Here is a 25,067-nt window from a genome sequence, read left to right as displayed (position 1 = left end):
AGACTAGAACACGTTACGATTCATGTCGAGTAGCCCATGCCTGCAGGGGCTGGACCTGCAGCGGGGCATTTCTGTAACCTGTTCTAGTTAGTGCGGAATTGTTCCGCGTTGCGCGCCGCTCGATTGTCCTGGGCGGCCTGGCTTGAAAGGGTGTACCGGTGACCGACGAGCCGCTCGGCAGCCACGTGCTCGAACTGCAGGTGGCTGACGTCATCGCCGAAACCGAGGACGCCCGCTCCCTGGTCTTCGCCGTGCCCGGGGGCGCCGACGCGGCGGAGATCCCCGCCGAGCGGCTGCGCTACTCCCCCGGCCAGTTCCTCACCCTGCGGGTGCCCAGCGACCGCACCGGGTCGGTGGCCCGCTGCTATTCGCTGTGCAGTTCGCCCTTCACCGACGAGCCGCTGACGGTGACGGTCAAGCGCACTGCCGACGGATACGCGTCGAATTGGCTGTGCGACAACGCGCACGCCGGTATGCGCATCCACGTGCTGGCCCCGTCGGGCACGTTCGTCCCCAAGTCGCTCGACGGCGATTTTCTGCTGATGGCGGCGGGCAGCGGCATCACGCCGATGATGTCCATCTGCAAGTCGGTGCTGTCGCAGGGCTCGGGCCAGGTGACGCTGCTCTACGCCAACCGCGACGAGAAGTCGGTGATCTTCGCCGAAGCGCTGCGCGAACTGGCCGCCGAGTATCCCGACCGGCTCTCGGTGGTGCACTGGCTCGAATCGGTGCAGGGCTTGCCCAGCGCGGCGGCGCTGGGCCGGCTGGCGGCGCCGTTCACCGGCCGTCAGGTCTTCATCTGTGGGCCCGGGCCGTTCATGGCCGCCGCCCGGGACGCGCTGCAGGCTCTCGACGTGCCCGCCGATCAGGTGCACGTGGAGGTGTTCAAGTCGCTCGACAGCGACCCGTTCGCCAAGGTCGTGATCGACGGCGGCGCCGACGACGATCAGCCGCCGGCCACCGCGGTGGTCACGCTGGACGGTCAGACCCACGAACTGAGCTGGCCTCGGTCGGCCAAGCTGCTCGATGTCCTGTTGGACAAGGGACTCGATGCCCCGTTCTCCTGCCGCGAGGGCCACTGCGGCGCGTGTGCCGTGCTGCTCAAGGACGGCACGGTCGACATGGACATCAACGACGTCCTGGAACAGTCCGACCTCGACGAGGGTCTGATCCTGGGCTGCCAGGCTCGCCCGAAGTCGGATTCGGTCGAAGTCACCTACGACGAATAGCGGACAGGACTACCTTCAGTGATCATGCGACTGACCTCCGCCCTGGCGGGCACGCTGCTGCTGGCCGGGTTGGCGTCGGCGGCACCGGCGTCGGCGGCCGGCGACGCAGCGGTGAGCTCGATTCCCGTCGACGGTGCGACCCAGCTCGAGATGCACATCAACGCCGACTGTGTCGCCGCCGAGAGCAAGTGCTTCTTCAATACCCGGGCCAACCTGCTGACGCCCACCGGTCCGGTCCCGCTGCCGCCCGACACCTGGGCGCGCCAGACGATCACGCTGCGCAGCGTGGAACGCGGTGTCTGGCAGGAAGCCGAGTACAGCGCGCCGGCCGGCACCCCGCGAACCACCAAGGGCGCCAATCACGACAACGTGCTGTCCAAGATGTTCCGCTCGCTGAACAACGTCGAGATCTCGGTCACCTACTTCGGCGGCGGATCATTCGAGCGCTTCACCGTCGACGGGCACTCGGTGCCGACCGACTGGACCTCCGGGCGCCCGGCCACCGGGGCCGACTTCGTGGCATGCTCGACCATCCAGGTGGTCTACGGCGCGGTGAACATCACCTCGCCCAATGCCTGCGCGCACACCCGCTTCTAGCCGCGCGCTGCCCCGCCACCGCGAACCTGCGAAATCAACCGCCCGCACGGCGCGTCGCGGATGAAACCGCACGGTCGAGGGGCTCGGGGCAGGGTGTCGAGGGCCGCGCCTGCGGCTGGGGTACCGAGATCTGGGGCGACGTCAGCGCGGCAGACCCAGCAGCCGCTCGCCGGCGAGGTTCAGCAGGATCTGTTCGGAGCCGCCGGCAATGGTCAGACAGCGGGCGTTGAGGAATTCGTGCACCCGCGGCGAGAACACCACCCCGGCACCTTCGGACAGATCCATTCGGAACTCCGAGAGCGCCTGGCGGTACCGCACGCCGATCAGCTTGCGCGCGCTGGCCTGCGGTCCGGGATCGCCCCCGCCGACGGCCAACTGGGCGATCCGCTGATCCAGCAGCGACCCCACCTGCGCCGAGGCGATCAGCTCGGCCAGGCGGTCCAGGTCCGCCGGGTCGACCTCGCGCTCGGACAACGTGGTGAGCAGTTCCTCCATCGGATTGCCCAGCGCGGTGCCCTGCGCCATCGCGACCCGCTCGTTGGCCAGCGTGGTCCTAGCCAGCCGCCAGCCGTCGTCGACATTGCCGACCACCATCTCGTCGGGCACGAAGACGTCGTCGAAGAACACCTCGTTGAACAGGTCGTCACCGGTGATCTCGCGCAGCGGCCGGATGTCGATGCCCGGGGAGGTCATGTCGATCAGGAAGTAGGTGATGCCCTTGTGCTTCGGCACGTCGGGATTGGTGCGGGCCAGGCAGACTCCCCAGTGCGCCTTCTGCGCGGCCGAGGTCCATACCTTCTGCCCGGTGAGTCGCCAACCGCCTTCGGCGCGAACGGCTTTCATGCGCAGCGCGGCCAGATCCGACCCGGCGCCCGGCTCGCTGAACAGCTGACACCACACGACGTCACCGCGCAGCGTGGCCGGCACGAACCGGTCGATCTGTTCGGGGCTGCCGTGTTCGAGGATGGTCGGCGCCGCCCACCAACCGATCACCAGATCCGGGCGGTCGACGCCCGCCTCGGCCAGCACCTGGTCGATGAGGAGTTGCTCGGCCGGCGACGAGTCGCGTCCGTAGGGCTTGGGCCAGTGCGGCGCCTGCAGCCCGGCCTCGGCCAGCGCCGGCTGCCGCTGCTCGGCCGGCAGGGCCGCGATGTCGGCCACGGCGGCGGCGAGCTCCGGGCGGGCCGACTCCACCGAGCTCAAGTCGATGTCCAGCGTGCGGCGCACCCCGTCCAGGGTCAGCTCGGCCGCGCGTCGCAGCCAGCGACGCCGACCGCCCAGGGCCGCGGCGATCCCGTAGGCCCGGCGCAGGTACAGGTGCGCGTCGTGCTCCCAGGTGATGCCGATGCCGCCGAGCACCTGGATGCAGTCCTTGGCGTTGGCCTCGGCGGCGGCGATGCCCGCGGCGACGGCCACGGCCGCCGCGATCGACAGTTGCCGGTCGGCCTCGGCCCCGGTCGCCCCGGCGGCCTCCGCGGCGTCAGCCGCGGCGACCGAAGCCTGCTCGGAACGCAGCAGCATCTCCGCGCACAGGTGTTTGATGGCCTGGAAGCTGCCGATGGGCTTGCCGAACTGCTCGCGCACCTTGGCGTACTCGGCGGCGGTCTGCAACGCCCAGCGCGCCACCCCCGCGGCCTCGGCGGCCAGGACCGTGGCGATCAGGTCCTCGACGCGGCGCGGCGCGACCGGCAGCACGGTGACCGGCGCCCCGTCACATTCGACGCGGGCTAACGGCCGCGAAAAGTCCGTCGCGGGAAGAGCTTCCACGGTGACGCCGTCGGCCCCGCCGGCCACCAGCACCCACTGCTCACCGGCCGGCAGGAGCAGCAACCCGTCGGCGGTGCCACCCAGGACATAGGGCGCCGTCCCGTGCAGCCGCCCGCCGTCGAGACGCAGTTGCGCGTCCAGCGCGAATCCCGCACTGCGCTCCCCGGCCATCAGCGCCTCGAGCACCTCGGGATCGTCGAGCACCAAGGTCGCCAGTGCCGTGCCGGCCACGGGTCCGGGGGCCAGGCCGTACGCGGCTTCGTCGAGCATGGCGCACAGGTCGGAGATGGACGCGCCGGCGCCGCCGGCCTCCTCGGAAACCGCCACGCCGAAGAGGCCTAGTTCCGTCAGACTCGCATAAACCGGGCGCCACGCCTCCGGGCTGCCCTGTTCCACGGCGCGGGCCGCGTCGATGCCGCCCGAGCCCACTGCCCAGCTACGCACCAGGTCACGCGCGGCAAACTGCTCGGAGACACTTGTCTTGGAAGTCACAGCGACCCCTGAATCCTCGTTCGGCGGGTAGAGGACCGTGTGGCCCACACTAGAACGTGTTCTAATATTGCCAGTGTCCGCCAGTCAAGTCGAATGCCACGGGGCAATACGCGCGAGCCGTCCTCAGGCAGACACTCGGGGAGCGGGGAGATGGGAAATCAGCGTTGTGCATGAGTATCGTTTTTCCCAGGTAGGCCCAAGTAAGGAGCGCGCGGCGAGATGTCAGCCAATTCCCAGTCCGGACCCGGCGGTTCCCAACCGCGCGAGGTCATGACGGTGGCGGTCCTCGCCGAGTCCGAGCTCGGCTCCGACGCCCAGCGCGAGCGCCGCAAACGCATCCTGGACGCGACCATGGCGATTGCCTCCAAGGGCGGCTACGAGGCGGTGCAGATGCGCGCCGTCGCCGACCGCGCCGATGTCGCCGTGGGCACCCTGTATCGCTACTTCCCGTCGAAGGTGCACCTGCTGGTCTCCGCACTGGCCCGCGAGTTCGAACGCATCGACGCCAAGACCGACCGCACCACGGTGTCGGGCGGAACGCCGTATCAGCGGCTGAACTTCATGGTGAGCAAGCTGAACCGGGCCATGCAACGCAACCCGCTCCTGACCGAGGCCATGACCCGCGCCTACGTCTTCGCCGACGCGTCGGCGGCCGGCGAGGTCGACCATGTCGAGAAGATCATCGACTCGATGTTCGCGCGAGCGATGGCCGACGGCGACCCGACCGAGGATCAGTACCACATTGCGCGGGTGATCTCCGACGTGTGGCTGTCCAACCTGCTGGCCTGGCTGACTCGGCGCGCCTCGGCCACCGACGTCAGCAAGCGGCTGGACCTGGCGGTGCGCCTGCTCATCGGTGACGACCACTCCAACGCCCAACCCGCCGTCTGAGCAGGTGAGCCAGCTGCCGGACGACGTCTCGAGAGCCCTGCGGGCCGCGGCGCGGACCCCGCACCTGCTGGTGGCCTGCGATTTCGACGGGACGATGGCGCCCATCGTCAACCATCCACCCGACGCGCGCCCGCTACCGACGGCCGCCGCGGCGCTGCAGGAGCTGGCCACGCTGCCCGACACCACCGCCGCATTGATCTCCGGTCGCGCCTTGGCCGACCTGGCCCGGCTGTCCGGCATGCCGCCGACGGTGCACCTGGTGGGCAGCCACGGCGCCGAGTTCAGCACGGGCTTCACCCGCGACATCGATGAGCAGGAACTGGGCCGGATCAAGTCGGAGCTCACCGAGATCGCGTCGCGCTATCCGGGGGTGACGGTCGAACCGAAGCTCGCCAGCGTGGCCCTGCACGTGCGCAACGCGAGCGCCGAGGACGGCGCGGCCGCACTGGCCGCCGCCGAGGCCGCCGCGCAGTCGTGGGCTGCCGAGGCCACCGCGGGCAAGGCGGTCCTCGAGTTCGCGGTGATCACCACCGACAAGGGCGAGGCCATCGACATCCTGCGGGAGCGCACCGGCTCGAGCACGGCCATCTACTTCGGCGACGACGTCACCGACGAAAAGGCCTTCCGCCGGATGCGCGACACCGACGTGGCGGTCAAGGTGGGCCCGGGCGACACGTTGGCCGGGTTTCGGGTGGCGGAGCCGACCGATGTCGCGGCGGCCCTGGAGCTACTGCTCGACGCGCGTCGCAAGCGCGGCTAACCGGGCGGGCCCGCCGTCCGCCCGCGCACCAACTCCGTCGGCAGGATGTCGATGACCGGCTCCCCGTGTCCCGGTGGGTTGTGCAGCAAGTTGCCTGCGCGCCTACCCTTTTCGAAGCTGGGCTGCATGACGGTGGTCAGACCCCGCTTGAGCGCGTCGGGCACGCCGTCGAATCCGGTCACGGTGATCTGGCCCGGCACGTAGATCCCGCGGGCCCGCAGATGATCCATCGCCGAGAGCGCCAGCACGTCGGCCGTGCACATCAGGGCGGTGATCCTGGGGTTGGTGGCCAGCGCCAGTTCGGCCGCGGTGCCACCCGAAATGGAGTCGTGCTCAAAGCTTTCCACGATGGTCAGCGTCTCCGGGTCGAGCCCCGCGGCGGCCATCGCCTCGTGCACCCCGGCGATGCGTGCGCGTTGCACGTCGAAGTGCGTGTCCTGCAGCCGCTGCGGCCCCACCAACACCGCCTGCCGCTCGGGGCCGGCGAGACGTTCCCGGCCCAGCCGCATGGTCAGCAGCCCGATGTCGCGGTGCCCCAGACCGATCACGTAGTCGGCCAATTCCCGCATGGCCGCCCGGTCGTCGATGCCCACCCGGGACGCACCGGGCACCTCGGGCGGTTGGTCGACGACCACCACCGGCAGCTGTCGGTCCAGCACCAGGTCCAGGTACGGGTCATCGTCGGCCGCGGCATAGACCACGAAGCCGTCGACGCCGGCGGAAAGCACGGCGGCCGAGCCCTCCTCGACGGTCCGGCCCGGCCCGACGGCCACCAGCAGCAGGCCCTGCCCGCTCTCCTCACATGTTTCGGCCAGCCCCGCCACGAAGTTCAGCGCCGCGGGATCGCTGAACGAGTAGGTCAGGGGCTCGGTGATCACCAAGCCCACCGCCCCGGCCTTGCGGGTGCGCAGCGAGCGTGCCACCGGGTCCGGGCCGGCGTAGCCGAGCCGCTTGGCCGCGGTCAGAATCCGCTCCCGTAGCTCCGCCGAGAGCTGGTCCGGCCGGTTGTACGCGTTCGAGATCGTGGTCCGGGAGACCTTGAGCTCGGCGGCCAGCGACGCCAGCGTGGCCCGACGCTTCGGCGTAGGACTTCTGGGCATGCTCGGGACGTTAGCCGATGGGCGCCTCGTCGTGCGCCGAGACGACTCCCTGGGTGGAACCGGGTGCCCGTCGGCCCCGACCGGTGCGTTGCACGACCGCCCAGATCAGCAACCAGATGACGGTGACGATGGTGACGATCACGAAGCTCGGTGGCAGGTTGAACATGGCCGACAACGTCAGGCCCAGCCACACCGAGACCACCGACAGCGCGGTGGAGACCGCCATCGCCAGGCCGGGGCGGGCCGTGAGCATGATCGCGGTGGCCGCCGGCGTGACCACCAACGCGAAGAGCAGCAGCGTGCCCACGGCCTGCACGGCCATGGTGATCGCCAGGCCCAGCATCACCATGAAGATGACCGAGAGCAGCCGCACCGGAACGCCCTTGGCCTCGGCGACCTCCGCATTGATCGAGGCGAACAACAACGGGCGGTAGACGAAGGCCGTCACCGCGGCAAGCACCACGACGGCGATACCGAACACCAGCAGCTGCTGCGTCGTGACCGCCAAGAGGTTGCCGAACAGCACGTTGGTGACGACGTTGCTGCCCTTGGTGGCCAGGGAACTGAAGAACAGCCCCAGCCCGGTGGCGGCGGCCAGCACCGTGCCGGTGGCCACCTCGCGGTCCTCGGCCCGCTTACCCAGCGCGCCGATGACCAACGCCCCACCGATGCAGAAGACCGCCAGCCCCAAGGTCACCGGCAGCCCGAGCAGCACGGCGCCGGTGGCACCGGGGAATCCGATGTGCGCCAGGGCGTGCGCGGCGAACGCGCTGTTGCGGACCACGGTGAAGTAGCCGATCAGTCCGGCGGCAAGCGCCACCAAGGTGCCGCCGAGCAACGCATTCCGCATGAACGACGAGGTGAGGATGTCCCACCAATGTTCTTGGTAGCCAAGGGCGATCACCGTGGTGTGCATCAGATGCTCCGCATGTAGAGCTCGCCCTGCGGGGTGTGCACCACCTGGATGGAGGTGCCGTAGAGGTGGCTCAGGAGATGATCGTCGACCACCTCGTCCATGGTGTTGAAGTGCGCGTGCCCGTCCAGCAGGTAGATCGCGCTGTCCAGGATGCTCAGCAGCGGGTTCAGATCGTGGGCCACCACCAGGATGGTGACACCGAATTCGTCCCGGATCCGGGAGAGCAGCCCCACGATGTCGCGTTGGTTGCGGATGTCCAGCGAGGTGAGCGGCTCGTCGAGGATGAGCAGCGGCGGTCTGGTGACCAGTGCCTCGGCGATCGCGATGCGCTGGCGCTGCCCGCCGGAGAGCTGACACAGCCGACGCTGGGCGAACGACTGGCAGTCCAGCGCCTTGAGCACCTCGTGGACCCGTTGGCGTTCCTCGGCACCGGCGCGGCCGAAGCCCCAGCGATGGCCGGTCAGGCCCAGCAGCACCGCATCGCAGGCCCGGATCGCGTTGCCCGCCGCTCGCGCGTAGTGCTGCGGCACGTAGCCGATGCGACGGGTGGCCTCGCCGGCCGCCTCACCGAGCACTTCGACCGTGCCCGAGGCCACCGGCAGCAGCCCGAGCGCCACCTGCAGCAGCGTGGTCTTGCCCGACCCGCTGGGGCCGATGATCGCGGTGATGCTGCCCGTCGGCACGTCGAAGGTGCCCTCGCACCAGATCAGGCGCCCGCCGCGGACCACGCTGACGTCGTCGAACGACATCGCCCACGGGCCGTGCTCGGCAGGGCCGTCAGGCGCCGACACCGAGCGCCTCGGCCAGTGCCGTCAGTTGATCCACCTGCCAAGCCTGGAACGAATCGGAGCCCGGCGCCACCGTTTCGGTGACTTCGACCACCGGAATGCCGGCGGCCGCGGCCGCGGAACGCAACTGGGCCGGCAGCGACCCCTCGGTCTGGGTGTTGACGATCAGCACGTCGACGCCGCCGTCGGAGAGCAGCGTCAAAAACGCCGCGAGATCCCCCGGGGACGGGTCGGTTTCGTTGCTCGCGGCCACCTGGTAGCCCGGCGGGGTGCGGTCCTGCAGGCCCACCGCGGCCGCCATGTCGTCGAACACCGTCTCGGTGGCCGCGTACGTCTTACCCGCGGCCTCGGTCCGGAGCCGGTCGATCATCTCGTCGTATCGGGTCATGCGCTCGGCGAACTCGGCCCGACGCGCCTCGAAGTACTCCCGGGCGCCGGGCGCGAGGTTGCCGAGTTCGGCGGTGACGGCGTCAGCGACGGCTTGCACCGTCGCGGGCCGGTACCACGCGTGCGGGTTCTGTCCGTCCCCGTGATCGTGATCGTGGCCCTCGTGACCGTGGCCCTCATGGCCCCCGTGATCATGGCCGTCCTGGCCGCCGAGGTCCACCGCACTGATCAGCGGCGCCTGCGGTGCGGAGGTCGCGGCCAGCTTCGCGGCCCATTCGTCGTAGTGCCCGCCGTTGATGACGACCAGCTGGGCCCCCTCGAAGGCCACCGCGTCCGCCGGCGCCGGCTCGTAGTCGTGGGGATCCACCGAGGAACCGGCGATGACGGTGCGCACCTGCGCACAGTCGCCGCCGAGCTGCGACACGATGTCGCCCCATTGATCGACGCTGACGATCACCTCGACCGGCGCGCTCGGGCAGGCGCCGCGATCGGCGGGCTCGGCAGGCCCCTCGGATCCGCAGGCCGCCAGCGCCCACGGCGTCAGCAGCACCAGGGTCGCCGTCGCGCCCAGCTTCGAGGGGTTCACCATCCGCATGCCGATAACGATAACCGTTTGCAATAAGGATCGCGACGCGGGGATCCCGCCGGGCCGCCCTAGGCTTGCGGGTATGGCCTCGGTTGATCTCAACGCCGACCTCGGCGAGGGTTTCGGGATCTGGGAACTCGGTGATGATGCCGCAATGCTGGACCTGGTGTCCAGCGCCAATCTGGCGTGCGGCTTCCACGCCGGCAATCCCGCCCGCCTGGCGCACGCGTGCGCCGCGGCGGCGCACCGGCAGGTGTCCATCGGTGCTCAGGTCAGCTATCAGGACCTGTCCGGCTTCGGCCGGCGGTTCATCGACGTCGAGCCCGACGAGTTGACCGCCGACATCATCTATCAGATCGGCGCCTTGCAGGCTCTCGCCCGCACTGCCGGAACCACGGTGCGCTACGTCAAACCCCATGGTGCGCTGTACAACTCGATCGTCTCTCACCGCGCACAGGCGCGGGCGGTGGCTCGGGCCGTGCACGCCGTGGACCCCGGACTGCCCGTGCTCGGGATGGCGGGCTCGGCCTTCTTCGAAGAGGCGCACGCGCTGGGGTTGCGCACCGTCTCGGAGGTGTTCGCGGACCGCGCCTACCGCCCCGACGGCCAGCTGGTTTCGCGCCGCGAACCCGATGCGGTCCTGCACGACAGCGACCAGATCGCCGAGCGCATCATCTCGATGGTGCGCACCGGTCACGTCCTGGCCACCGACGGCTCGCCCGTCCCGGTTCAGGTCGAATCGATCTGCGTGCACGGCGACTCCCCCAGCGCCGTCCAGATCGCCCGGGCGGTTCGACAACGGTTGCGCGGCGAGGGCATCGACGTCACGGCGTTCGTCTGATGCGGCTCAAAGCCGGGCGGCCCGACCTCGCCCGTCACGCCGGTCTGTTCACCGTCCCGGCGGCCACCGCCGCAACCGCACCGTCGTTCACCTGGCTCGGCGTCTCGACGCTGCTCATCGACGACGGCACCACCGCGATCATGACCGACGGCTTCTTCTCCCGCCCCGGCCTGCTCCGGGTGGGACTCGGGCGCATCGCACCGTCGAAGCCGCGGATCGACGGCTGCCTGGCCCGACTGGGCGTGCAACGGCTGGCGGCCGTCCTCCCGGTGCACAGCCACTTCGACCACGTGCTGGACTCGGCGGTGGTGGCCGAACGCACCGAAGCCCTGCTGGTCGGCGGTTCGTCGACCGCGCAGGTCGGCCGCGGCCATGGGCTACCGACCGAGCAGATCCTCGAGGCCACGCCCGGGACGCCGCTGACCGTGGGCGGGTTCGAGATCACCCTGGTCGAGTCGGAACACTGCCCGCCGGACCGGTTCCCGGGTGAGATCACCGCTCCGGTGCGCCCGCCGGTGCGGGTGTCGGCCTACCGCTGCGGCCAGACCTGGTCGACGCTGCTGACACACCGGCCGACGGGTCGACGCTGTCTGATCCAGGGCAGCGCGGGATTTCGCCCGGGCGCCCTGGCCGGCCGGCGGGCCGAGGTGGCCTATCTCGGACTCGGTCAGCTGGGCCTGCAACCCGAGTCGTACCTGATCGACTACTGGCACGAGACCGTGCGCGCCGTCGGGGCCCGCACGGTGATCGGGATTCACTGGGACGACTTCTTCCGGCCGCTGTCGAAACCGTTGCTCGCCTTGCCCTATGCCGTCGACGATCTGGATGTGTCGCTGCGGGTGCTCGGCGAGTTGGCCGCCGCCGACGGGGTCGCCCTGCACCTGCCCAACGTGTGGCGGCGCGAGGACCCGTGGTCGTGACGGTCTAGCGGTGCCGCCGCTGCCGGGCGATCTCGGCGAGCACCACCCCGGCGGCCACCGAGGCATTCAACGATTCAGTGGGACCGGCCATCGGGATCGACACGATGGCGTCGCAGTTCTGCCGCACCAGCCGCGACAGGCCCTTGCCTTCCGATCCGACGACCACGACGGTGGGTCCGGTGGCCTCGAGTTCGTCGAGGGTGGTGTCGCCCCCGGCGTCGAGGCCGACCACCTGCAACCCCGCGGCCGCCCAATCCTTCAGGGTGCGGTTCAGGTTCGTGGCCCGCGCCACCGGCGTGCGCGCCGCCGCCCCGGCGCTGGTACGCCAGGCCACGGCGGTCACCGAGGCGGACCGCCGCTGCGGAATCAACACTCCCTGGCCGCCGAAGGCCGACACCGAGCGCACGATGGCGCCCAGGTTGCGCGGGTCGGAGATGTTGTCGAGCGCCACCAACAACGCCGGCTCGGTGTCTTCGGAGGCGGCGCGCAACAGATCGTCGGGATGCGCGTAGTCGTACGGGGGCACCTGCAGGGCGATGCCCTGATGCAGCCCGTTGGTGCTCATCCGGTCGAGGTCCACGCGGGCGACCTCGAGGATGGCGATTCCGGAATCTGCCGCGCGGGCAACGGATTCGGTGAGCCGCTCGTCGTTCTCGGTGCCCTGGGCGACATACAGCGCGGTCGCCGGGACGCCGGCCCGTAGGCATTCGAGCACCGGATTGCGGCCCAGCACGATCTCGGTGTCGTCGGTCTTCTTGGGCCTGCCTTGCTGCTGCCGGGCCGCGCGCTTGGCCTTCTTGGCCGCCGGATGGTTCGGCCGCATGTGCGCCGGCGGGGTGGCGCCACGGCCCTCGAGTCCACGACGGCGCACGCCACCGGACCCGACGGTCGGGCCCTTCTTGGTGCCGGGCTTGCGGACCGCGCCGCGGCGCTGTGAATTACCGGCCATTACGCGTCGTTCCTGTCCGCCAGCGACCACTGCGGACCGTCTGCAGTGTCGGTCACCTCGATACCGGCTTCCTTGAGGCGGTCCCGAATCTGGTCGGCCTGCTTCCAATCCCGCTGTGCGCGCGCCTCGGCCCGATTCTCCAACGCCCAGTGCACCAGGGTGTCGACGGCGGCCAGGGCTGCAGACGTCTCGTCGCGCGACTCCCAGCGCTCGTGCAGCGGATCGCAACCGAGGATCTCCATCATCGCGCGGATGGCGCTCGCCTGCGCCATGGCGCCGTCGTGGTCCCCGGAGTCCAGGGCGCGGTTGCCCTCGGCGCGGGCCGCGTGGATCTCGGCCAGGGCCATCGGCACCGCCAAGTCGTCGTCGAGCGCGGCCGCGAACTTCTCGGTCCAGGTAGACGGGGTCACCGCACCCACCCGGCTGCGCACGCGGTGCAGGAAGTCCTCGACACCGGTATAGGCCTTGACCGCGTCCTGCAGGGCGGTCTCGGAGAACTCCAACATCGACCGGTAGTGCGCGCTGCCCAGGTAGTAGCGCAGTTCGGCGGGCCGAACCCGCTGCAGCACAGCCGGAATGGACAACACGTTGCCCAACGACTTGCTCATCTTCTCACCGCCCATGGTGACCCAGCCGTTGTGCAGCCAGTACTGGGCGAAGCCGTCACCGGCGGCGCAGGCCTGCGCAATCTCGTTCTCGTGGTGCGGGAACACCAGATCCATGCCGCCGCAGTGGATGTCGAAGGTGGCGCCCAGATATTCGTGCGCCATGGCGACACACTCCGAGTGCCAGCCGGGCCGGCCCCGGCCCCAGGGCGTCGGCCAGGACGGCTCACCGGGCTTGGCGCCCTTCCACAGCGTGAAATCGCGTTGGTCCCGTTTGCCGGTCGCCACCCCTTCGCCCTGATGCACGTCATCGATGCGATGCCCCGACAGGGCGCCGTACTCCGGGAAGCTCAGCACGTCGAAATACACGTCGCCGCCGCCGGTGTAGGCGTGGCCGGTCTCGATCAGCCGCTCGATCAACTCGACGATCTGGGTGATGTGCCCGGTCGCGCGCGGTTCCGCCGACGGCGGCAGCACGCCCAGCGCGTCGTAGGCGGCCGAAAAGGCCCGTTCGTGGGTGGCGGCCCACTCCCACCAGGGCCGGCCGGCGGCGGCGGCCTTGGCGAGGATCTTGTCGTCGATGTCGGTGACGTTGCGGATGAAGGCCACGTCGTAGCCCTTGGCCAGCAGCCACCGGCGCAGAACGTCGAACGCCACCCCGCTGCGGACGTGGCCGATGTGGGGCAGGCCCTGCACGGTGGCGCCGCACAGGTAGATCGAGGCGTGGCCGGGACGAACCGGGACGAAGTCGCGCACGGCACCAGTCATGGTGTCGTGCAGTCTCAGCCCACCGAGTGGGCCGCCGTGGGCGGTCACGACGGGCCAGCTTACCGGCCTGAGCGGGCGAAACCGACTCAGCCCCGGTCAGCGACCACCAATGCGGTGGCAATCGCCGCCAGACCCTCGCCCCGCCCGGTCAGGCCCAACCCGTCGGTGGTGGTCGCCGAGACGGACACGGGCGCGCCCAGCAGACCGGAAAGGCGCTCCTGCGCCTCGGCCCGCCGGGGACCGATCTTCGGCCGGTTGCCGATGACCTGGACCGCGGCATTGCCGATTCGGTAGCCGTTATCGGCCAGCAGGTCCCGCACATGGATCAGCATGTCGGCGCCGGTGACACCCGCCCAACGCGGGTCGTCGACACCGAACACCCCACCGATGTCCCCGAGTCCGGCCGCGGACAGCAGTGCGTCGCACAGCGCGTGAGCGGCGACGTCGCCGTCGGAATGACCCGCGCAGCCGTCGGCGTCGTCGAAGCGCAACGCCAGCAGGTTGCAGGGCCGTCCCGGCTCGATGGGGTGCACATCGGTGGCCACCCCGACCCGCGGCAATCCGGTCACGCGGAATCGGCCAGCAGTATCTCGGCCAGCTTCAGGTCCAGCGGTGTGGTGATCTTGAAGGCCAACGGGTCGCCGTCCACCGTCTGCACCTGCGCGCCGATGTTCTCCACCATCGACGAGTCGTCGGTGAAGACGCCGGGCTGCGCGCGTTCGAAGGCGCGCACCAGGACATCGGTGCGGAAACCCTGCGGCGTCTGCACCGCGCGCAGGCCGGACCGCTCCGGCGTCGCGATCACGGCACCGTTGGCATCGACCACCTTGATGGTGTCCGCGACCTCGCAGGCCGGCACCACCGCACCATGCCCCTCGTTGAGAGCCGCCACCACCCGCGCGATGAGCGCGGGCGGCGTCAGCGGCCGGGCGGCGTCGTGCACCAACACGAACTCGGCCTCCCCGGCGACCTCCAAGGCCAGCCGCACCGACTCGGCGCGGTCGGATCCACCGGCGACGACGGTCACCGCGGAACCGAGGATCAGCCTGGCCTCGTCGGTGCGGTCCGGCGGGACCGCGACCACGATCTGGTCGACGGACTCGGACCGTACGAATGCCTCGATGGCATGCTCGACGATGGGTCTACCGGCCAGCTTCGCAAACGCCTTGGGTATCCCAGCGCCGAGACGCTGGCCCGAACCGGCCGCCGGGAGGATGGCGACTGTGCTCATGGCCGTTTAGGAGGCTGCGGCCAGAACCTCGTCGAGAATGGTCTCCGCCTTGGCGTCATCGGTGTTCTCCGCCAATGCCAATTCTCCGACGAGAATCTGCCGCGCCTTGGCCAGCATCCGCTTCTCACCCGCGGACAAGCCCCGTTCCTGGTCGCGACGCCACAGGTCACGAACCACTTCGGCGACCTTGTTCACGTCGCCGGAGGCCAACTTCTCGAGGTTGGCCTTGTAGCGTCGCGACCAGTTGGTCGGCTCTTCGGTGTGCGGCGCGCGCAATACCTGGAAGACCTTGTCCAGGCCCTCCTGGCCGACGACGTCGCGGACGCCGACATACTCAGCATTGTCTGCGGGAACTCGAACGGTGAGATCACCCTGGGCAACCTTCAAGACGAGGTATTCTTTCTGCTCGCCCTTGATAGTCCGGGTTTCGATCGCCTCAATCAACGCAGCACCGTGGTGTGGATAAACAACGGTGTCTCCGACTTTGAAAATCATCAGATTCGAGCCCCTTTCACCCCTCCACAATAGCACGGTGCTTCCGAGCACATCGAACAACGGTGCAGGTCAGGGGCACAACAGGTCAATCCGGGGGGTTGACAGGGCCACGATTACGTGCAACACGCGAAGCCCAAACCGTCACGGCCGGAGGCCCTTTCCGCCGGTTGGGCCGAACCCGCAAAGTGCCCGCCGGAACCGCGCCGGCGGTGGTGAAGCCGCCCTCGGCTACCGCCCGCATCCGCCACCTACTACTGTGCATAGTCGAACTTGTGCCGGTCGCGAGCAGGAGGCTTTCCGTGATCTCAATTGATGCCAGCCGGGCTTTCCGCGCGCGGACCGGCCGACGCATCGGCGTCGCCGCAGTCGCCGCGCTGGGCGCCCTGGCAATCGCCGGGTGCAGCTCGGGACAGGTCGCCGAGACCGCCACCCAGGAACCGGCTGTCAACGGCACCCTGGTGAACCTCGACAACATCGCGGTGCGCAACATCCACATCCAGGCCGTGGAGAAGGGCGACGCGCTCGAGCCCGGCCAGGAAGTCGACCTGATCTTCACCGCGACCAACCAGTCGCCCGAGGTCGACGACCGGCTGGTGGGCATCACCTCCGAGGTCGGCGAGGTCACCGTGACCGGTGACGGCGAGCTACCGGCCGGCGGAATGCTGATCGTCGGCACGCCCGACGGCGTCGAGGACCTCCAGTCGATCGAGGAGGCCGACGTCGCGAAGGCCACCGTCGCGCTGAGCCAGCCGATCCGCAACGGGTTGACCTACAACTTCACCTTCGAGTTCGAGCAGGCCGGCGAGGCCACCGTGGCCGTGCCGATCTCCGCCGGGGGCGCGCCGCGTCAAGACGCGGGTCACCACTGAGCAGCCGGCCGCCGCGAGCCTGCCCGGTTCTGTCACAGGCGGCCGCTACCGTCACGGCGTGAGCAGGTCATCGTCGAAAGTTCGGACTCAGTACCGCTGCACCGAGTGCGATCACGTCACCGCGAAGTGGGTGGGACGCTGCCCGGAATGCGGGACCTGGGGGACCGTGGAACAGGCCCCCGTCCTCAGCGTCACCGGCGGCCGCGCCCACCGCGCCGTCGCCCCGGCGTCGGCCGCGGTCTCCATCAGCGCTGTAGCCGCCGACAACACACGGCACTTCCCCACCGGCGTCAGCGAACTCGACCGGGTGCTCGGCGGCGGGATCGTCCCGGGTTCGGTCACGCTGCTGGCCGGCGAACCCGGCGTCGGCAAGTCGACCCTGCTGCTCGAGGTCGTGCACCGGTGGGCGGAGTCCGGACGCCGCGCGCTGTACATCTCCGGTGAGGAATCCGCCGGTCAGATCCGGATGCGCGCCGAGCGAACGGGCTGCACCCATTCCGATGTCTTCCTGGCCGCCGAGTCCGATCTGGACACCGTGTTCGCGCATCTGGAGGCGGTGAAACCGACCCTGGTGATCGTGGATTCGGTGCAGACCCTGTCGACCACCGACACCGACGGCGTCACCGGCGGGGTGACCCAGGTGCGGGCCATCACCACCGCGCTGACCAGCTACGCCAAGGCGGCCAGCAAGCCGGCGGTCGCGATGGTCCTGGTGGGCCACGTGACCAAGGACGGCGCCATCGCCGGCCCCCGCTCACTGGAGCATCTGGTCGACGTGGTGCTGCACTTCGAGGGTGACCGCAACACCGCACTGCGCATGGTCCGCGGCGTCAAGAACCGCTTCGGCGCCTCCGACGAGGTCGGCTGTTTCATGTTGCACGACAACGGAATCGAATGTGTCGCCGACCCCTCGGGGTTGTTCATGGATCAACGGCCAGAGCCGGTTCCCGGCACTGCCGTCACCGTGACCATGGACGGCAAGCGCCCGCTGATCGGCGAGATCCAGGCCCTGGTCGGGACGGCCACCGCCCCTTCCCCGCGGCGCGCGGTCAGCGGGCTGGATCAGTCGCGGTCGGCGATGACGGCGGCCGTCCTGGAGAACCGGGCCGGGCTGCCGCTCGGTCAGCGCGACATCTATCTGTCCACCGTCGGCGGGATGCGACTGACCGACCCGTCGTCGGATCTGGCGGTGGCGTTGGCCATCGCGTCTTCGTACGCCGACATCTGCATGCCCGCTGCCACCGTGGCCATCGGGGAGGTCGGCCTGGCCGGGGACCTGCGCCGGGTCACCGGCATCGAACGTCGGTTGGCCGAGGCCGCGCGACTGGGCTTCAACACCGCACTCGTCCCGCCCGGGACCAAGACGATTCCGCGGGGATTGCGAACCATGGAGGTGGCCACGGTCGCCGAGGCGCTCAAGGTGTTGCTGCGCATCGCGCAGCGTCCCGCCAGCAAACCACCCGAGGTCAAGCCCGCACCGCGGCCCGGTCTCAAACTGGTGGACGACGCACCGGAAAGGCCGTCGGCAGGGGACAATGGTCAGCCGTGACACCTGCCAGGAGGAAGTCCGACCGCGTCGAGCGGACCCGGCCTACGCTGCGGGAAACCATCGGGCGGCTGGCACCCGGCACCGCGCTGCGCGACGGACTGGAACGCATCCTGCGGGGCCGCACCGGCGCGCTGATCGTGCTCGGGTACGACGAGCGTGTCGAGGCGATCTGCGACGGCGGCTTCTCCCTGGATGTCCGCTACGCCCCGACCCGGCTGCGCGAACTGTCGAAGATGGACGGCGCGGTGGTCCTCTCCAGCGACGGCAGCCGCATCGTCCGGGCCAACGTACAGCTGGTCCCGGACCCGTCGATTCCCACCGACGAGTCCGGCACCCGGCACCGCTCGGCCGAGCGGACCGCCATCCAGACCGGCTACCCGGTGATCTCGGTGAGTCATTCGATGAGCATCGTCACCGTCTACGTCGCCGGCGAACGGCACGTGGTGGCCGATTCGGCCACCATCTTGTCGCGCGCCAACCAGGCGATCGCGACCCTGGAGCGCTACAAGGCGCGGCTGGTCGAGGTAAGCCGGCAACTGTCGGCCGCCGAGATCGAGGACTTCGTCACGCTGCGCGACGTCATGACCGTGGTGCAGCGCCTGGAGATGGTCCGTCGGATCGGCCTCGAGATCGATTCCGACACAGTTGAACTCGGCACCGATGGGCGGCAGTTGCGGCTACAGCTGGAGGAATTGCTCGGCGGCAACGAGACCTCGCGGGACCTGATCGTGCGCGATTACCACGCCAACCCGGATCCGCCCACCAAGGCTCAGGTCGCCGAGACGCTCGAGGAACTCGACAGCCTGTCGGACACCGAACTCCTGGACTTCACGACGCTGGCACGGGTCTTCGGCTACCCCTCGACCGCCGATGCCCAGGATTCGGCGCTGAGTGCCCGCGGCTACCGGGCCATGGCCGAGATACCGCGGCTGCAGTTCGCCCACGTGGACCTGCTGGTCCGCACCTTCGGCTCGCTGCAGGGGCTGCTGGCCGCCAGTGCGACCGACCTGCAGTCGGTGGAGGGTATCGGTGCCATGTGGGCCCGCCACGTCCGCGAGGGGCTTTCGCAGCTGGCCGAGTCGACGATCGCCGACCGACTCGTCTGACCGCGGCGCCGTCAGCCGGCGGTGCGAATACCCGGGACGCTCAGCCGACCGGTGGGGGCGGCGGCCCGTCCCCGGGCGGCGGCTCCACCGGTGCCGGTTCGGCGCCCGGTTCGGCGAGGATGAACGGCACGGACGCCGATCTGAGGTTGCCCAACTGGACCACCAGGTTGTAGGTGCCGGGACCGATCGGCTCGCGGGGCAGCGGGCACTGCGGCTCGGACCCCATGCCCGTCCAGGTCACCTCGGTGGTGACCTGCTCGCCGGGTGTGAACGTCTTGACCAGCGTCTCGTTCGACGGCGCGCAGTCCAGGTTGGACCACAGCCGCTGGTTGTCCAGCGAGTACACGTACGCCGACAACACCGCGGCGCCCACATCCCGCTGACACGCGACCAGGCCGATGTTGGTCACCACCATGGTGAAGGTGGGTTGATCACCGATCGTGTAGCGCGGCTCGTTGGTGATTCCCTTGACCGCCAGCGTGGAATCCGGGCAGTCGTCGCCCTCCTGCAGCACCGGCGGCGGCTCGACCGCGGCGGTGGGCGTCGGCGTCGGCGGCGGGGCCTCCTCGGCGGGTGGGACCACGGGGGTCTTCACCTCGGGATCTGGTGCCTGCGCCAGCGGTCCTTCGGAAGTATTCGCATCGCCGGTGCCGGCCTCGTCGGTCGCTTCGCCACCGCCACGGGTCACCATCACCACGATCGCGACGATGATCACCAGGACCAGGGCCGCAACGCCGATCGCCAGCGCTCGGCGGCGCCGGTAGATCTCCGGCGGCAGGGGCCCATGCGGGTCGGAATCCAACACGGTCTAACGGTAAGGGCAGGTCACCGCAACGTGTTCGACCCGAGGCGGCGTGTCGCCGCCCGGCCCGGCCTGCGACCGGGTATTGGCCGGACGTCGGCCTCAGATGGCCTCGAGGACGTCGTCGCCGACGTCACCGACCTGGTTGCGCAGCGCGGCCCGACCATCGGAGAGGTGGTACGTCACGCCGACGATGGCCAGCCGGCCGTCCTCGATGCGTTCCTTGATCGCCGTGGAGCGGGCCACGAGTTGCACACCGGTCTCGACGACATGACGGGCCTCGAACTCGTCGACCGTCTTGAGCCCGTCCCGTCGGCCCAGCAGGATCGAGGAGGTGACGCGCTCGACGACGTCGCGGACGTAGCCGCCCGGCACCTCACCTTTGTCCAGCGCGGCGAGCGCGGCCCCGACCGCTCCGCAGCTGTCGTGTCCGAGCACCACGATCAGGGGCACGTCCAAGATCGATACGGCGTATTCCACCGATCCCAGCACCGCGGAGTCGATGACGTGGCCGGCCGTGCGGACCACGAACATGTCGCCGAGGCCCTGGTCGAAGATGATCTCGGCGGCCACCCGGCTGTCGCCGCAACCGAAGACCACCGCGGTGGGTGTCTGCGTCTCCTCCAGGCTGCTGCGATGCTCGATGCTCTGGCTCGGATGCAGCGGCTTGCCCGCCACGAAGCGCTCGTTACCCTCCTTGAGTGCCTTCCAAGCGGTTACGGGACTGGTATTCGGCATACCCGACATTGTGCACCCACCCCCGATTGCGGCCGCGATGAGCATCGCCGCCGCCGAACTGCTCGCCTGGTACCAGCGTGAGCGCCGGGACCTGCCGTGGCGCGACCCGGCGGTCAGCGCCTGGCAGATTCTGGTCAGCGAGTTCATGCTGCAGCAGACGCCTGTGGCCCGGGTGCTGCCGATCTGGCTGGACTGGGTGGCGCGCTGGCCCACGCCGTCGGCCACCGCCGCGGCCGGTCCCGCCGAGGTGCTGCGGGCGTGGGGGAAGCTCGGCTATCCGCGCCGGGCCAAACGACTGCACGAATGCGCGACGGTGATCGCGACGGAGCACGGTGACGTCGTCCCCGAGGACGTGGACACATTGCTCACCCTGCCCGGGATCGGCAGTTACACCGCCCGTGCCATCGCCTGTTTCGCCTACGGACAGTGGGTTCCGGTGGTGGACACCAACGTTCGCCGCGTGGTCGCCCGGGCCGTGCACGGACGCGCCGATGCCGCCTCGCCCTCGCCCAAGCGCGACGAGGCCGAGGTCGCCGCCCTACTGCCCAACGATGCTTCGACGCCGACGTTTTCCGCGGCATTGATGGAACTGGGGGCGGTGGTGTGCACCGCGCGCGCACCGCGGTGCGGACTGTGCCCGCTGAGTTCGTGCGCGTGGCGGCAGGCCGGCTACCCGGCCGGTGTGGCGGCCCCCAAGCGGGTACAGAAGTACGCCGGGACCGACCGGCAGGTCCGTGGTCGGCTATTGGATGTGTTGCGCGACAGCACTTCTCCGGTGACCCGGGCCAAGCTCGACGTGGCGTGGCTCAGCGATCCGGCCCAGCGCGACCGGGCGTTGGATTCGCTACTGGTCGACGGCCTGGTGGAGCAGACCCGTGACGGCCGCTTCGCGCTGTGCGGCGAGGGGGAGCCGGGACCGACTCGGCAGTAGGCCCGGTTCAGGCGCTCTCGGGGCACTCGACCTGGGCGGCGAAGGTCCGACGGTAATCCGACGGTGTCACCCCGATGACCCGGCGGAAGTGGTGCCGCAGCAGCGTCGCGGTACGGAAGCCGGCCCGGTCGGCGATCCGGTCGATGTCCAGGTCGGATTCCTCGAGCAGTCGCCGAGCGTAGAGCACCCGCTGATCGGTGACCCACTGCATGGGCGTGGTGCCCGTCTCGTCGACGAACCGGCGAGCATAGGTCCGCGCGGACATGTTGGACCGGCGAGCCAACGAGGCCACCGTATGCCGCTCCTGCAGGTTGGCAATTATCCAATCGAGTTGGGGCGCAAAGCTGTCCGAGCAGTTCACCGGGATGGGCTGGTCGATGTACTGCCGCTGCCCACCTTCGCGCTGCGGGGCGACCACCATGCGGCGGGCAATGGCGTTGGTGACCGCGCTCCCCAATTCCCGGCGCACCAGGTGCAGGCACGCATCGATGCCCGCGGCGGTGCCCGCACTGGTGATCAGGTTGCCGTCGTCGACGTAAAGGACGTTGCGGTCCACCTTGGCCGTCGGATACCGACGGGCCAGTTCGTCGGCATGCATCCAGTGCGTCGTGCACGCACGCCCGTCGAGCAGACCGGCCGCGCCGGCGACGAACGCGCCCGAGCACACGGTCAGGATGATCGAGCCGGAATCGGCGGCGGCGCGCAGCGCGGCCAGCGCCTCCGGGGGATAGTCCGGGTTCGTGATCGCGGGCACGGCCACCAGGTCGGCGCCCGCCAGGGCGCTGAAATCGTGGTCGGGCGTCAAGGTCGCGCCCACCGTGGTGCGAACGGGCACGCCGGCCGCCGGGCCGCACACCTTGAAGTCGAAGCCCGGCACGCCGTCGCTGCTGCGGTCGATGCCGAACACCTCGCAGATCACCCCGAACTCGAACATCGCCAGGCCGTCGAGGACCAGGGTCGACACGGTTCGGATCATGGCAGCATTTTAACGTACAGCGACAGTTCCGCCACTGTTGGCGGAATCTCTATGGACCGATACTTTCTGCCATGAGTACCGCGTTGACCTTGTTCCTGGTGGTGTTCGCCCTGCTGGCTCCGTTCGGGGTGGTGGCCGCGCTGGCCGCGCAGTCCTACCGCGGGGGTCAGCTGCGTTTGCACCGCGATCAGTTCCGGGCGGCGGCGCCCCTGGTGGGTCCGCTCAGCCGATCCGACAGCGAAGTCCGGGACCGGTTCGAGCGCCGGCCCGTCTGGCCCGGGCCCGGACCGCACGGCTGACACGCCGCTGCCCCACGGCGGCGAGAACGCCGCTACTTGGCCGCGGTGTGCAGGAACGCTTCCACCGCGTCGCGGTAGACCGTCGGCGCGTCGTCATGAATCAGGTGCCCGGCGCCCGGAACCAGCTGATAGCTGACCCGGTGCCCGAGCTCGGCCATCTTGGCCATCTGCCCGGGCGGCGCCACCGAATCCCCGGCCTCGAGCAGCAGGGCCGGGGCGCGGACCTCCTGCCACTGCGCCCAGTAGTCGCGCGTGCCCCACTCGGCGGCGATCTCCACCCACCGCTCCGGCCGGCCGTGCAGCCGCCAGCCGGTGGGTGTGCGGTCGAAGGCGTCCAGGAAGTATTGGCCCGCAACGGGTCCGAACGCCTCGAAGACGGACTGCGCGGTGGGGAATTCGACCGGCAGCGCGTGCACCCACGGCTCCCACGGCCCGGTGGTGCGACCGCGGAAGTCCGGAGCCATGTCCTCGACCACCACGGCGGCCACCAGGTCCGGACGCTGCGCGGCCAGGCACCACGAGTGCAGCCCGCCCATCGAATGGCCGATCAACGGCACCGGGGCCTCGAAGCGCTCCACGGCCTCGCCCAGGTCCGCCACGAATCGCTCGGTGCTGATGGGGTGGGGGTCGACGACGTCCCGGCCGCGGTGCCACGGGGCGTCGTAGGTGTAGACCGCGCCCAGCCTGGTCAGCCACGGCAGCTGACGCCCCCAGGTACTGCCGCGGCCCATCAGGCCGTGCACCAGCACCAGCGGACGGCCCTGGCCACCGCGGTACGTCAAAGAATCCATTGCCATCCGAAGCGGTAGCCTAGCGCCATGTCCGTGGTGAAGATCAATGCAATCGAGGTTCCCGCCGACGCCGGTCCGGAGCTGGAGAAGCGGTTCGCGAACCGCGCTCATGCCGTCGACAACCAGCCCGGCTTCCTGGGGTTCCAGCTGCTGCGCCCGGTCAAGGGTGAGGATCGCTACTTCGTGGTGACCCAGTGGGAGTCCGAGGAGGCGTTCCAGGCCTGGGCCACCGGCCCGGCGATCGAGGCGCATCAGGGGCAGCAGAAGAATCCGGTGGCCACCGGTGCCTCGCTGCTCGAGTTCGAGGTAGTGCTGGACGTTGCCGGGCCTGCCGCACAGAGCTAGGACGGCAGCGGCGCTCGCGCTGAGCGCCGCCCTGGTGGTTCTCGCGGTGGGCAGCTGCGCGCCGGCCGAGGTGCCGGCGGCGCAGGCCGGCAGCGCCGGCGTGCACATCAACACCGGCACGCCGCAGGGTGTCCGCGCCCAACAGGTGATGGACATGCTGAACTCCGACTGGCCGATCGGGCATGTCGGCGTCGAGACGCTGGCCGCACCGGATCAGGTCGACGCCGTCGTCACCACCATGGACGGGCTGTGGTGGGACCGGCCGTACACGCTCAGTGCCGTGGAATTCGGCGCGGGTTCGGCGACGTTGCGGCTGCAGACGTCCTACGGCGCGCGCCAGGACATCGAACTGGACCTCGACGACGCGGGCATGGTCGACCGGTTCGAGGTCATCAGCCACGCCCCGCAGATCGACTCCTGGGCCGACGTGGACGACGTCTTGTCCCGCACCGGCGCCCGGTACTCCTACCGGGTGTCGCGGATCGTCGACGGGGGCTGCGAACAGGTTGCCGGCGCCAATACCGCCGAATCGTTGCCGCTGGCATCGATATTCAAGCTGTACGTGCTCTACGCGGTCGCCGAGGAGGTTCGGGACGGCGCGCTGTCGTGGGACGAGGAACTGGTCATCACCGAGGCCACCAAGGCGGTGGGCTCCTCCGGCTTCGACAAGTTGTCCCCGGGCGCCAAGGTCCCGGTGCGCGACCTGGCCGAGAAGATGATCGCCAACAGCGACAACATGGCCACCGACATGCTGATCGCCCGCGTGGGCACCGAGGCCGTCGAGCGGGCCCTCGTCCACGCCGGCCACCACGACCCGGCGAGTATGACGCCGTTCCCCACCATGCGGGAGTTGTTCTCCATCGGCTGGGGCGCGCCCGACGTGCGGGAGCAATGGAAGCGCGCGTCCCGGGAGGGCCGCGCCGAGATGCTCAGGGACGCCAAAACCCGGCCGTATCAGCCGGATCCGAAGCGGAGTCACTCGCCGGCCTCGCCGTACGGGGCGGAGTGGTACGGCAGCGCGGAGGACATCTGCCGGGTGCACGCCGGACTGCAGTCGATGGCAACGGGACGTACCGCGCCGGTCAAGGACATCGTCTCGGCCATCCCGGGTATCGACCTGGACCGCGCGAAGTGGCCCTACATCGCGGCGAAGGCCGGAAATCTGCCGGGTGACCTGACGTTCAGCTGGTACGCCGCCGACCACACCGGCCAGCCGTGGGTGTTGAGCTTGCAGATGAACTGGCCGCGCTATCACAGCCCGGCCACGGCGGGTTGGCTGATGATGACGATCAAGCAGATGTTCGGGCTGATCCCGGTGGGGCGACCGGCCGATCGCTGA

27 protein-coding genes are annotated in these 25,067 nt (G+C 69.8%); 13 read left to right on the top strand and 14 right to left on the bottom strand.

Annotated features, from left to right (window positions below; all coding sequences use genetic code 11):
• Positions 1–158: 158 nt before the first annotated feature.
• Positions 159–1,229 carry a ferredoxin--NADP reductase gene (locus R2K23_RS02025; RefSeq protein WP_316513906.1) on the top strand — a complete coding sequence of 357 codons (1,071 nt, stop codon included), beginning with the start codon at positions 159–161 and terminating at the stop codon, positions 1,227–1,229.
• 24 nt (positions 1,230–1,253) lie between these two features.
• Complete coding sequence (locus R2K23_RS02020) at positions 1,254–1,826, top strand: hypothetical protein (RefSeq protein ID WP_316513905.1); 573 nt, start codon at positions 1,254–1,256, stop codon at positions 1,824–1,826.
• Positions 1,827–1,967: 141 nt separating this feature from the next.
• Here the strand turns inward: R2K23_RS02020 and R2K23_RS02015 are convergent, their stop codons facing one another.
• Positions 1,968–4,085, bottom strand: coding sequence for an acyl-CoA dehydrogenase (locus R2K23_RS02015; RefSeq protein ID WP_316513904.1), 2,118 nt, complete (start codon positions 4,083–4,085; stop codon positions 1,968–1,970).
• 219 nt (positions 4,086–4,304) lie between these two features.
• On the opposite strand from R2K23_RS02015, the gene kstR reads away from it, so the two are divergent.
• A complete protein-coding gene (gene kstR / locus R2K23_RS02010; protein ID WP_316513903.1) occupies positions 4,305–4,976 on the top strand; it encodes a cholesterol catabolism transcriptional regulator KstR in 672 nt (223 codons plus the stop codon).
• A 4-nt stretch (positions 4,977–4,980) separates the two neighbouring features.
• A complete protein-coding gene (gene otsB / locus R2K23_RS02005; RefSeq protein ID WP_316513902.1) occupies positions 4,981–5,736 on the top strand; it encodes a trehalose-phosphatase in 756 nt (251 codons plus the stop codon).
• Here the strand turns inward: otsB and R2K23_RS02000 are convergent.
• Genes R2K23_RS02000 through R2K23_RS01985 form a run of 4 tightly spaced genes read right to left on the bottom strand, consistent with a single transcriptional unit; the run spans position 5,733 to position 9,516 of the window.
• The gene (locus R2K23_RS02000; RefSeq protein WP_316513901.1) at positions 5,733–6,836 is read right to left on the bottom strand and encodes a LacI family DNA-binding transcriptional regulator; all 1,104 of its coding nucleotides are present in this window, start codon (positions 6,834–6,836) and stop codon (positions 5,733–5,735) included. The genes otsB and R2K23_RS02000 overlap by 4 nt on opposite strands.
• 10 nt (positions 6,837–6,846) lie before the next feature.
• Complete coding sequence (locus R2K23_RS01995) at positions 6,847–7,752, bottom strand: metal ABC transporter permease (protein WP_316513900.1); 906 nt, start codon at positions 7,750–7,752, stop codon at positions 6,847–6,849.
• Positions 7,752–8,501, bottom strand: coding sequence for a metal ABC transporter ATP-binding protein (locus R2K23_RS01990; RefSeq protein WP_316517003.1), 750 nt, complete (start codon positions 8,499–8,501; stop codon positions 7,752–7,754). The genes R2K23_RS01995 and R2K23_RS01990 overlap by 1 nt, the downstream gene beginning before the upstream one ends.
• A gap of 28 nt (positions 8,502–8,529) precedes the next feature.
• Positions 8,530–9,516: a metal ABC transporter solute-binding protein, Zn/Mn family gene (locus tag R2K23_RS01985; protein WP_316517001.1), complete on the bottom strand. Its 987-nt coding sequence runs from the start codon at positions 9,514–9,516 to the stop codon at positions 8,530–8,532.
• A gap of 79 nt (positions 9,517–9,595) precedes the next feature.
• Between R2K23_RS01985 and R2K23_RS01980 the strand changes: the two genes are divergently transcribed.
• Complete coding sequence (locus tag R2K23_RS01980; protein WP_316513898.1) at positions 9,596–10,354, top strand: LamB/YcsF family protein; 759 nt, start codon at positions 9,596–9,598, stop codon at positions 10,352–10,354.
• Complete coding sequence (locus R2K23_RS01975) at positions 10,354–11,274, top strand: MBL fold metallo-hydrolase (protein WP_316513897.1); 921 nt, start codon at positions 10,354–10,356, stop codon at positions 11,272–11,274. The genes R2K23_RS01980 and R2K23_RS01975 overlap by 1 nt, the downstream gene beginning before the upstream one ends.
• A gap of 4 nt (positions 11,275–11,278) precedes the next feature.
• Here R2K23_RS01975 and rlmB read toward each other — a convergent pair whose 3' ends face one another.
• From rlmB to carD, 5 genes are read right to left on the bottom strand one after another with little or no spacing between them, the layout of a single operon-like run.
• The gene (gene rlmB, locus R2K23_RS01970; RefSeq protein ID WP_316513896.1) at positions 11,279–12,223 is read right to left on the bottom strand and encodes a 23S rRNA (guanosine(2251)-2'-O)-methyltransferase RlmB; all 945 of its coding nucleotides are present in this window, start codon (positions 12,221–12,223) and stop codon (positions 11,279–11,281) included.
• A complete protein-coding gene (cysS, locus tag R2K23_RS01965) occupies positions 12,223–13,644 on the bottom strand; it encodes a cysteine--tRNA ligase (RefSeq protein ID WP_316513894.1) in 1,422 nt (473 codons plus the stop codon). The genes rlmB and cysS overlap by 1 nt, the downstream gene beginning before the upstream one ends.
• 38 nt (positions 13,645–13,682) lie before the next feature.
• Positions 13,683–14,165 (bottom strand): 2-C-methyl-D-erythritol 2,4-cyclodiphosphate synthase, encoded by a 483-nt coding sequence (gene ispF, locus R2K23_RS01960; RefSeq protein WP_316513893.1) that lies wholly within the window; start codon positions 14,163–14,165, stop codon positions 13,683–13,685.
• On the bottom strand, positions 14,162–14,827 hold the full coding sequence (ispD, locus tag R2K23_RS01955) for a 2-C-methyl-D-erythritol 4-phosphate cytidylyltransferase (RefSeq protein WP_316513892.1): 666 nt from the start codon (positions 14,825–14,827) through the stop codon (positions 14,162–14,164). Before ispD ends, ispF begins: the two co-directional genes overlap by 4 nt.
• Positions 14,828–14,833: 6 nt before the next feature.
• Entirely contained in the window at positions 14,834–15,322 is a 489-nt protein-coding gene (gene carD / locus R2K23_RS01950; RefSeq protein WP_011731020.1) for an RNA polymerase-binding transcription factor CarD, read from the bottom strand.
• Between the two features lie 299 nt (positions 15,323–15,621).
• Here carD and R2K23_RS01945 point away from each other — a divergent pair, with 299 nt between their 5' ends.
• The 3 genes from R2K23_RS01945 to disA are packed head-to-tail and all read left to right on the top strand — an operon-like array spanning position 15,622 to position 18,846.
• Positions 15,622–16,191 carry a copper chaperone PCu(A)C domain-containing protein gene (locus R2K23_RS01945; RefSeq protein ID WP_316513889.1) on the top strand — a complete coding sequence of 190 codons (570 nt, stop codon included), beginning with the start codon at positions 15,622–15,624 and terminating at the stop codon, positions 16,189–16,191.
• A 58-nt stretch (positions 16,192–16,249) separates the two neighbouring features.
• The gene (gene radA, locus R2K23_RS01940) at positions 16,250–17,740 is read left to right on the top strand and encodes a DNA repair protein RadA (RefSeq protein ID WP_316513888.1); all 1,491 of its coding nucleotides are present in this window, start codon (positions 16,250–16,252) and stop codon (positions 17,738–17,740) included.
• A complete protein-coding gene (gene disA / locus R2K23_RS01935) occupies positions 17,737–18,846 on the top strand; it encodes a DNA integrity scanning diadenylate cyclase DisA (RefSeq protein ID WP_316513887.1) in 1,110 nt (369 codons plus the stop codon). The genes radA and disA overlap by 4 nt, the downstream gene beginning before the upstream one ends.
• A 40-nt stretch (positions 18,847–18,886) precedes the next feature.
• Here disA and R2K23_RS01930 read toward each other — a convergent pair whose 3' ends face one another.
• A complete protein-coding gene (locus R2K23_RS01930) occupies positions 18,887–19,651 on the bottom strand; it encodes a hypothetical protein (protein WP_316513886.1) in 765 nt (254 codons plus the stop codon).
• Positions 19,652–19,750: 99 nt separating this feature from the next.
• Complete coding sequence (locus tag R2K23_RS01925; protein WP_316513885.1) at positions 19,751–20,386, bottom strand: carbonic anhydrase; 636 nt, start codon at positions 20,384–20,386, stop codon at positions 19,751–19,753.
• Positions 20,387–20,423: 37 nt separating this feature from the next.
• Between R2K23_RS01925 and R2K23_RS01920 the strand changes: the two genes are divergently transcribed.
• Positions 20,424–21,317: an A/G-specific adenine glycosylase gene (locus R2K23_RS01920; protein ID WP_316513884.1), complete on the top strand. Its 894-nt coding sequence runs from the start codon at positions 20,424–20,426 to the stop codon at positions 21,315–21,317.
• Positions 21,318–21,324: 7 nt separating this feature from the next.
• On the opposite strand, the gene R2K23_RS01915 is transcribed toward R2K23_RS01920, so the two are convergent.
• Positions 21,325–22,293 (bottom strand): GlxA family transcriptional regulator, encoded by a 969-nt coding sequence (locus R2K23_RS01915; protein WP_316513883.1) that lies wholly within the window; start codon positions 22,291–22,293, stop codon positions 21,325–21,327.
• Positions 22,294–22,364: 71 nt separating this feature from the next.
• On the opposite strand from R2K23_RS01915, the gene R2K23_RS01910 reads away from it, so the two are divergent.
• Entirely contained in the window at positions 22,365–22,592 is a 228-nt protein-coding gene (locus R2K23_RS01910) for a hypothetical protein (protein ID WP_316513882.1), read from the top strand.
• A gap of 32 nt (positions 22,593–22,624) precedes the next feature.
• Here R2K23_RS01910 and R2K23_RS01905 read toward each other — a convergent pair whose 3' ends face one another.
• Positions 22,625–23,389 (bottom strand): alpha/beta fold hydrolase, encoded by a 765-nt coding sequence (locus tag R2K23_RS01905; protein ID WP_316513881.1) that lies wholly within the window; start codon positions 23,387–23,389, stop codon positions 22,625–22,627.
• A 21-nt stretch (positions 23,390–23,410) separates the two neighbouring features.
• Here R2K23_RS01905 and mhuD point away from each other — a divergent pair, with 21 nt between their 5' ends.
• Positions 23,411–23,728, top strand: a complete 318-nt coding sequence (gene mhuD, locus R2K23_RS01900) for a mycobilin-forming heme oxygenase MhuD (protein ID WP_126332200.1) — start codon at positions 23,411–23,413, stop codon at positions 23,726–23,728.
• The gene (locus tag R2K23_RS01895; RefSeq protein ID WP_396893509.1) at positions 23,712–25,067 is read left to right on the top strand and encodes a serine hydrolase; all 1,356 of its coding nucleotides are present in this window, start codon (positions 23,712–23,714) and stop codon (positions 25,065–25,067) included. Before mhuD ends, R2K23_RS01895 begins: the two co-directional genes overlap by 17 nt.

Source organism: Mycolicibacterium sp. MU0050 (assembly GCF_963378085.1).
Taxonomy (GTDB): Bacteria; Actinomycetota; Actinomycetes; order Mycobacteriales; family Mycobacteriaceae; genus Mycobacterium; species Mycobacterium wendilense.
Note: the sequence above shows the minus strand (reverse complement) of the source record. Positions and strands in the feature narration are given on the sequence as shown.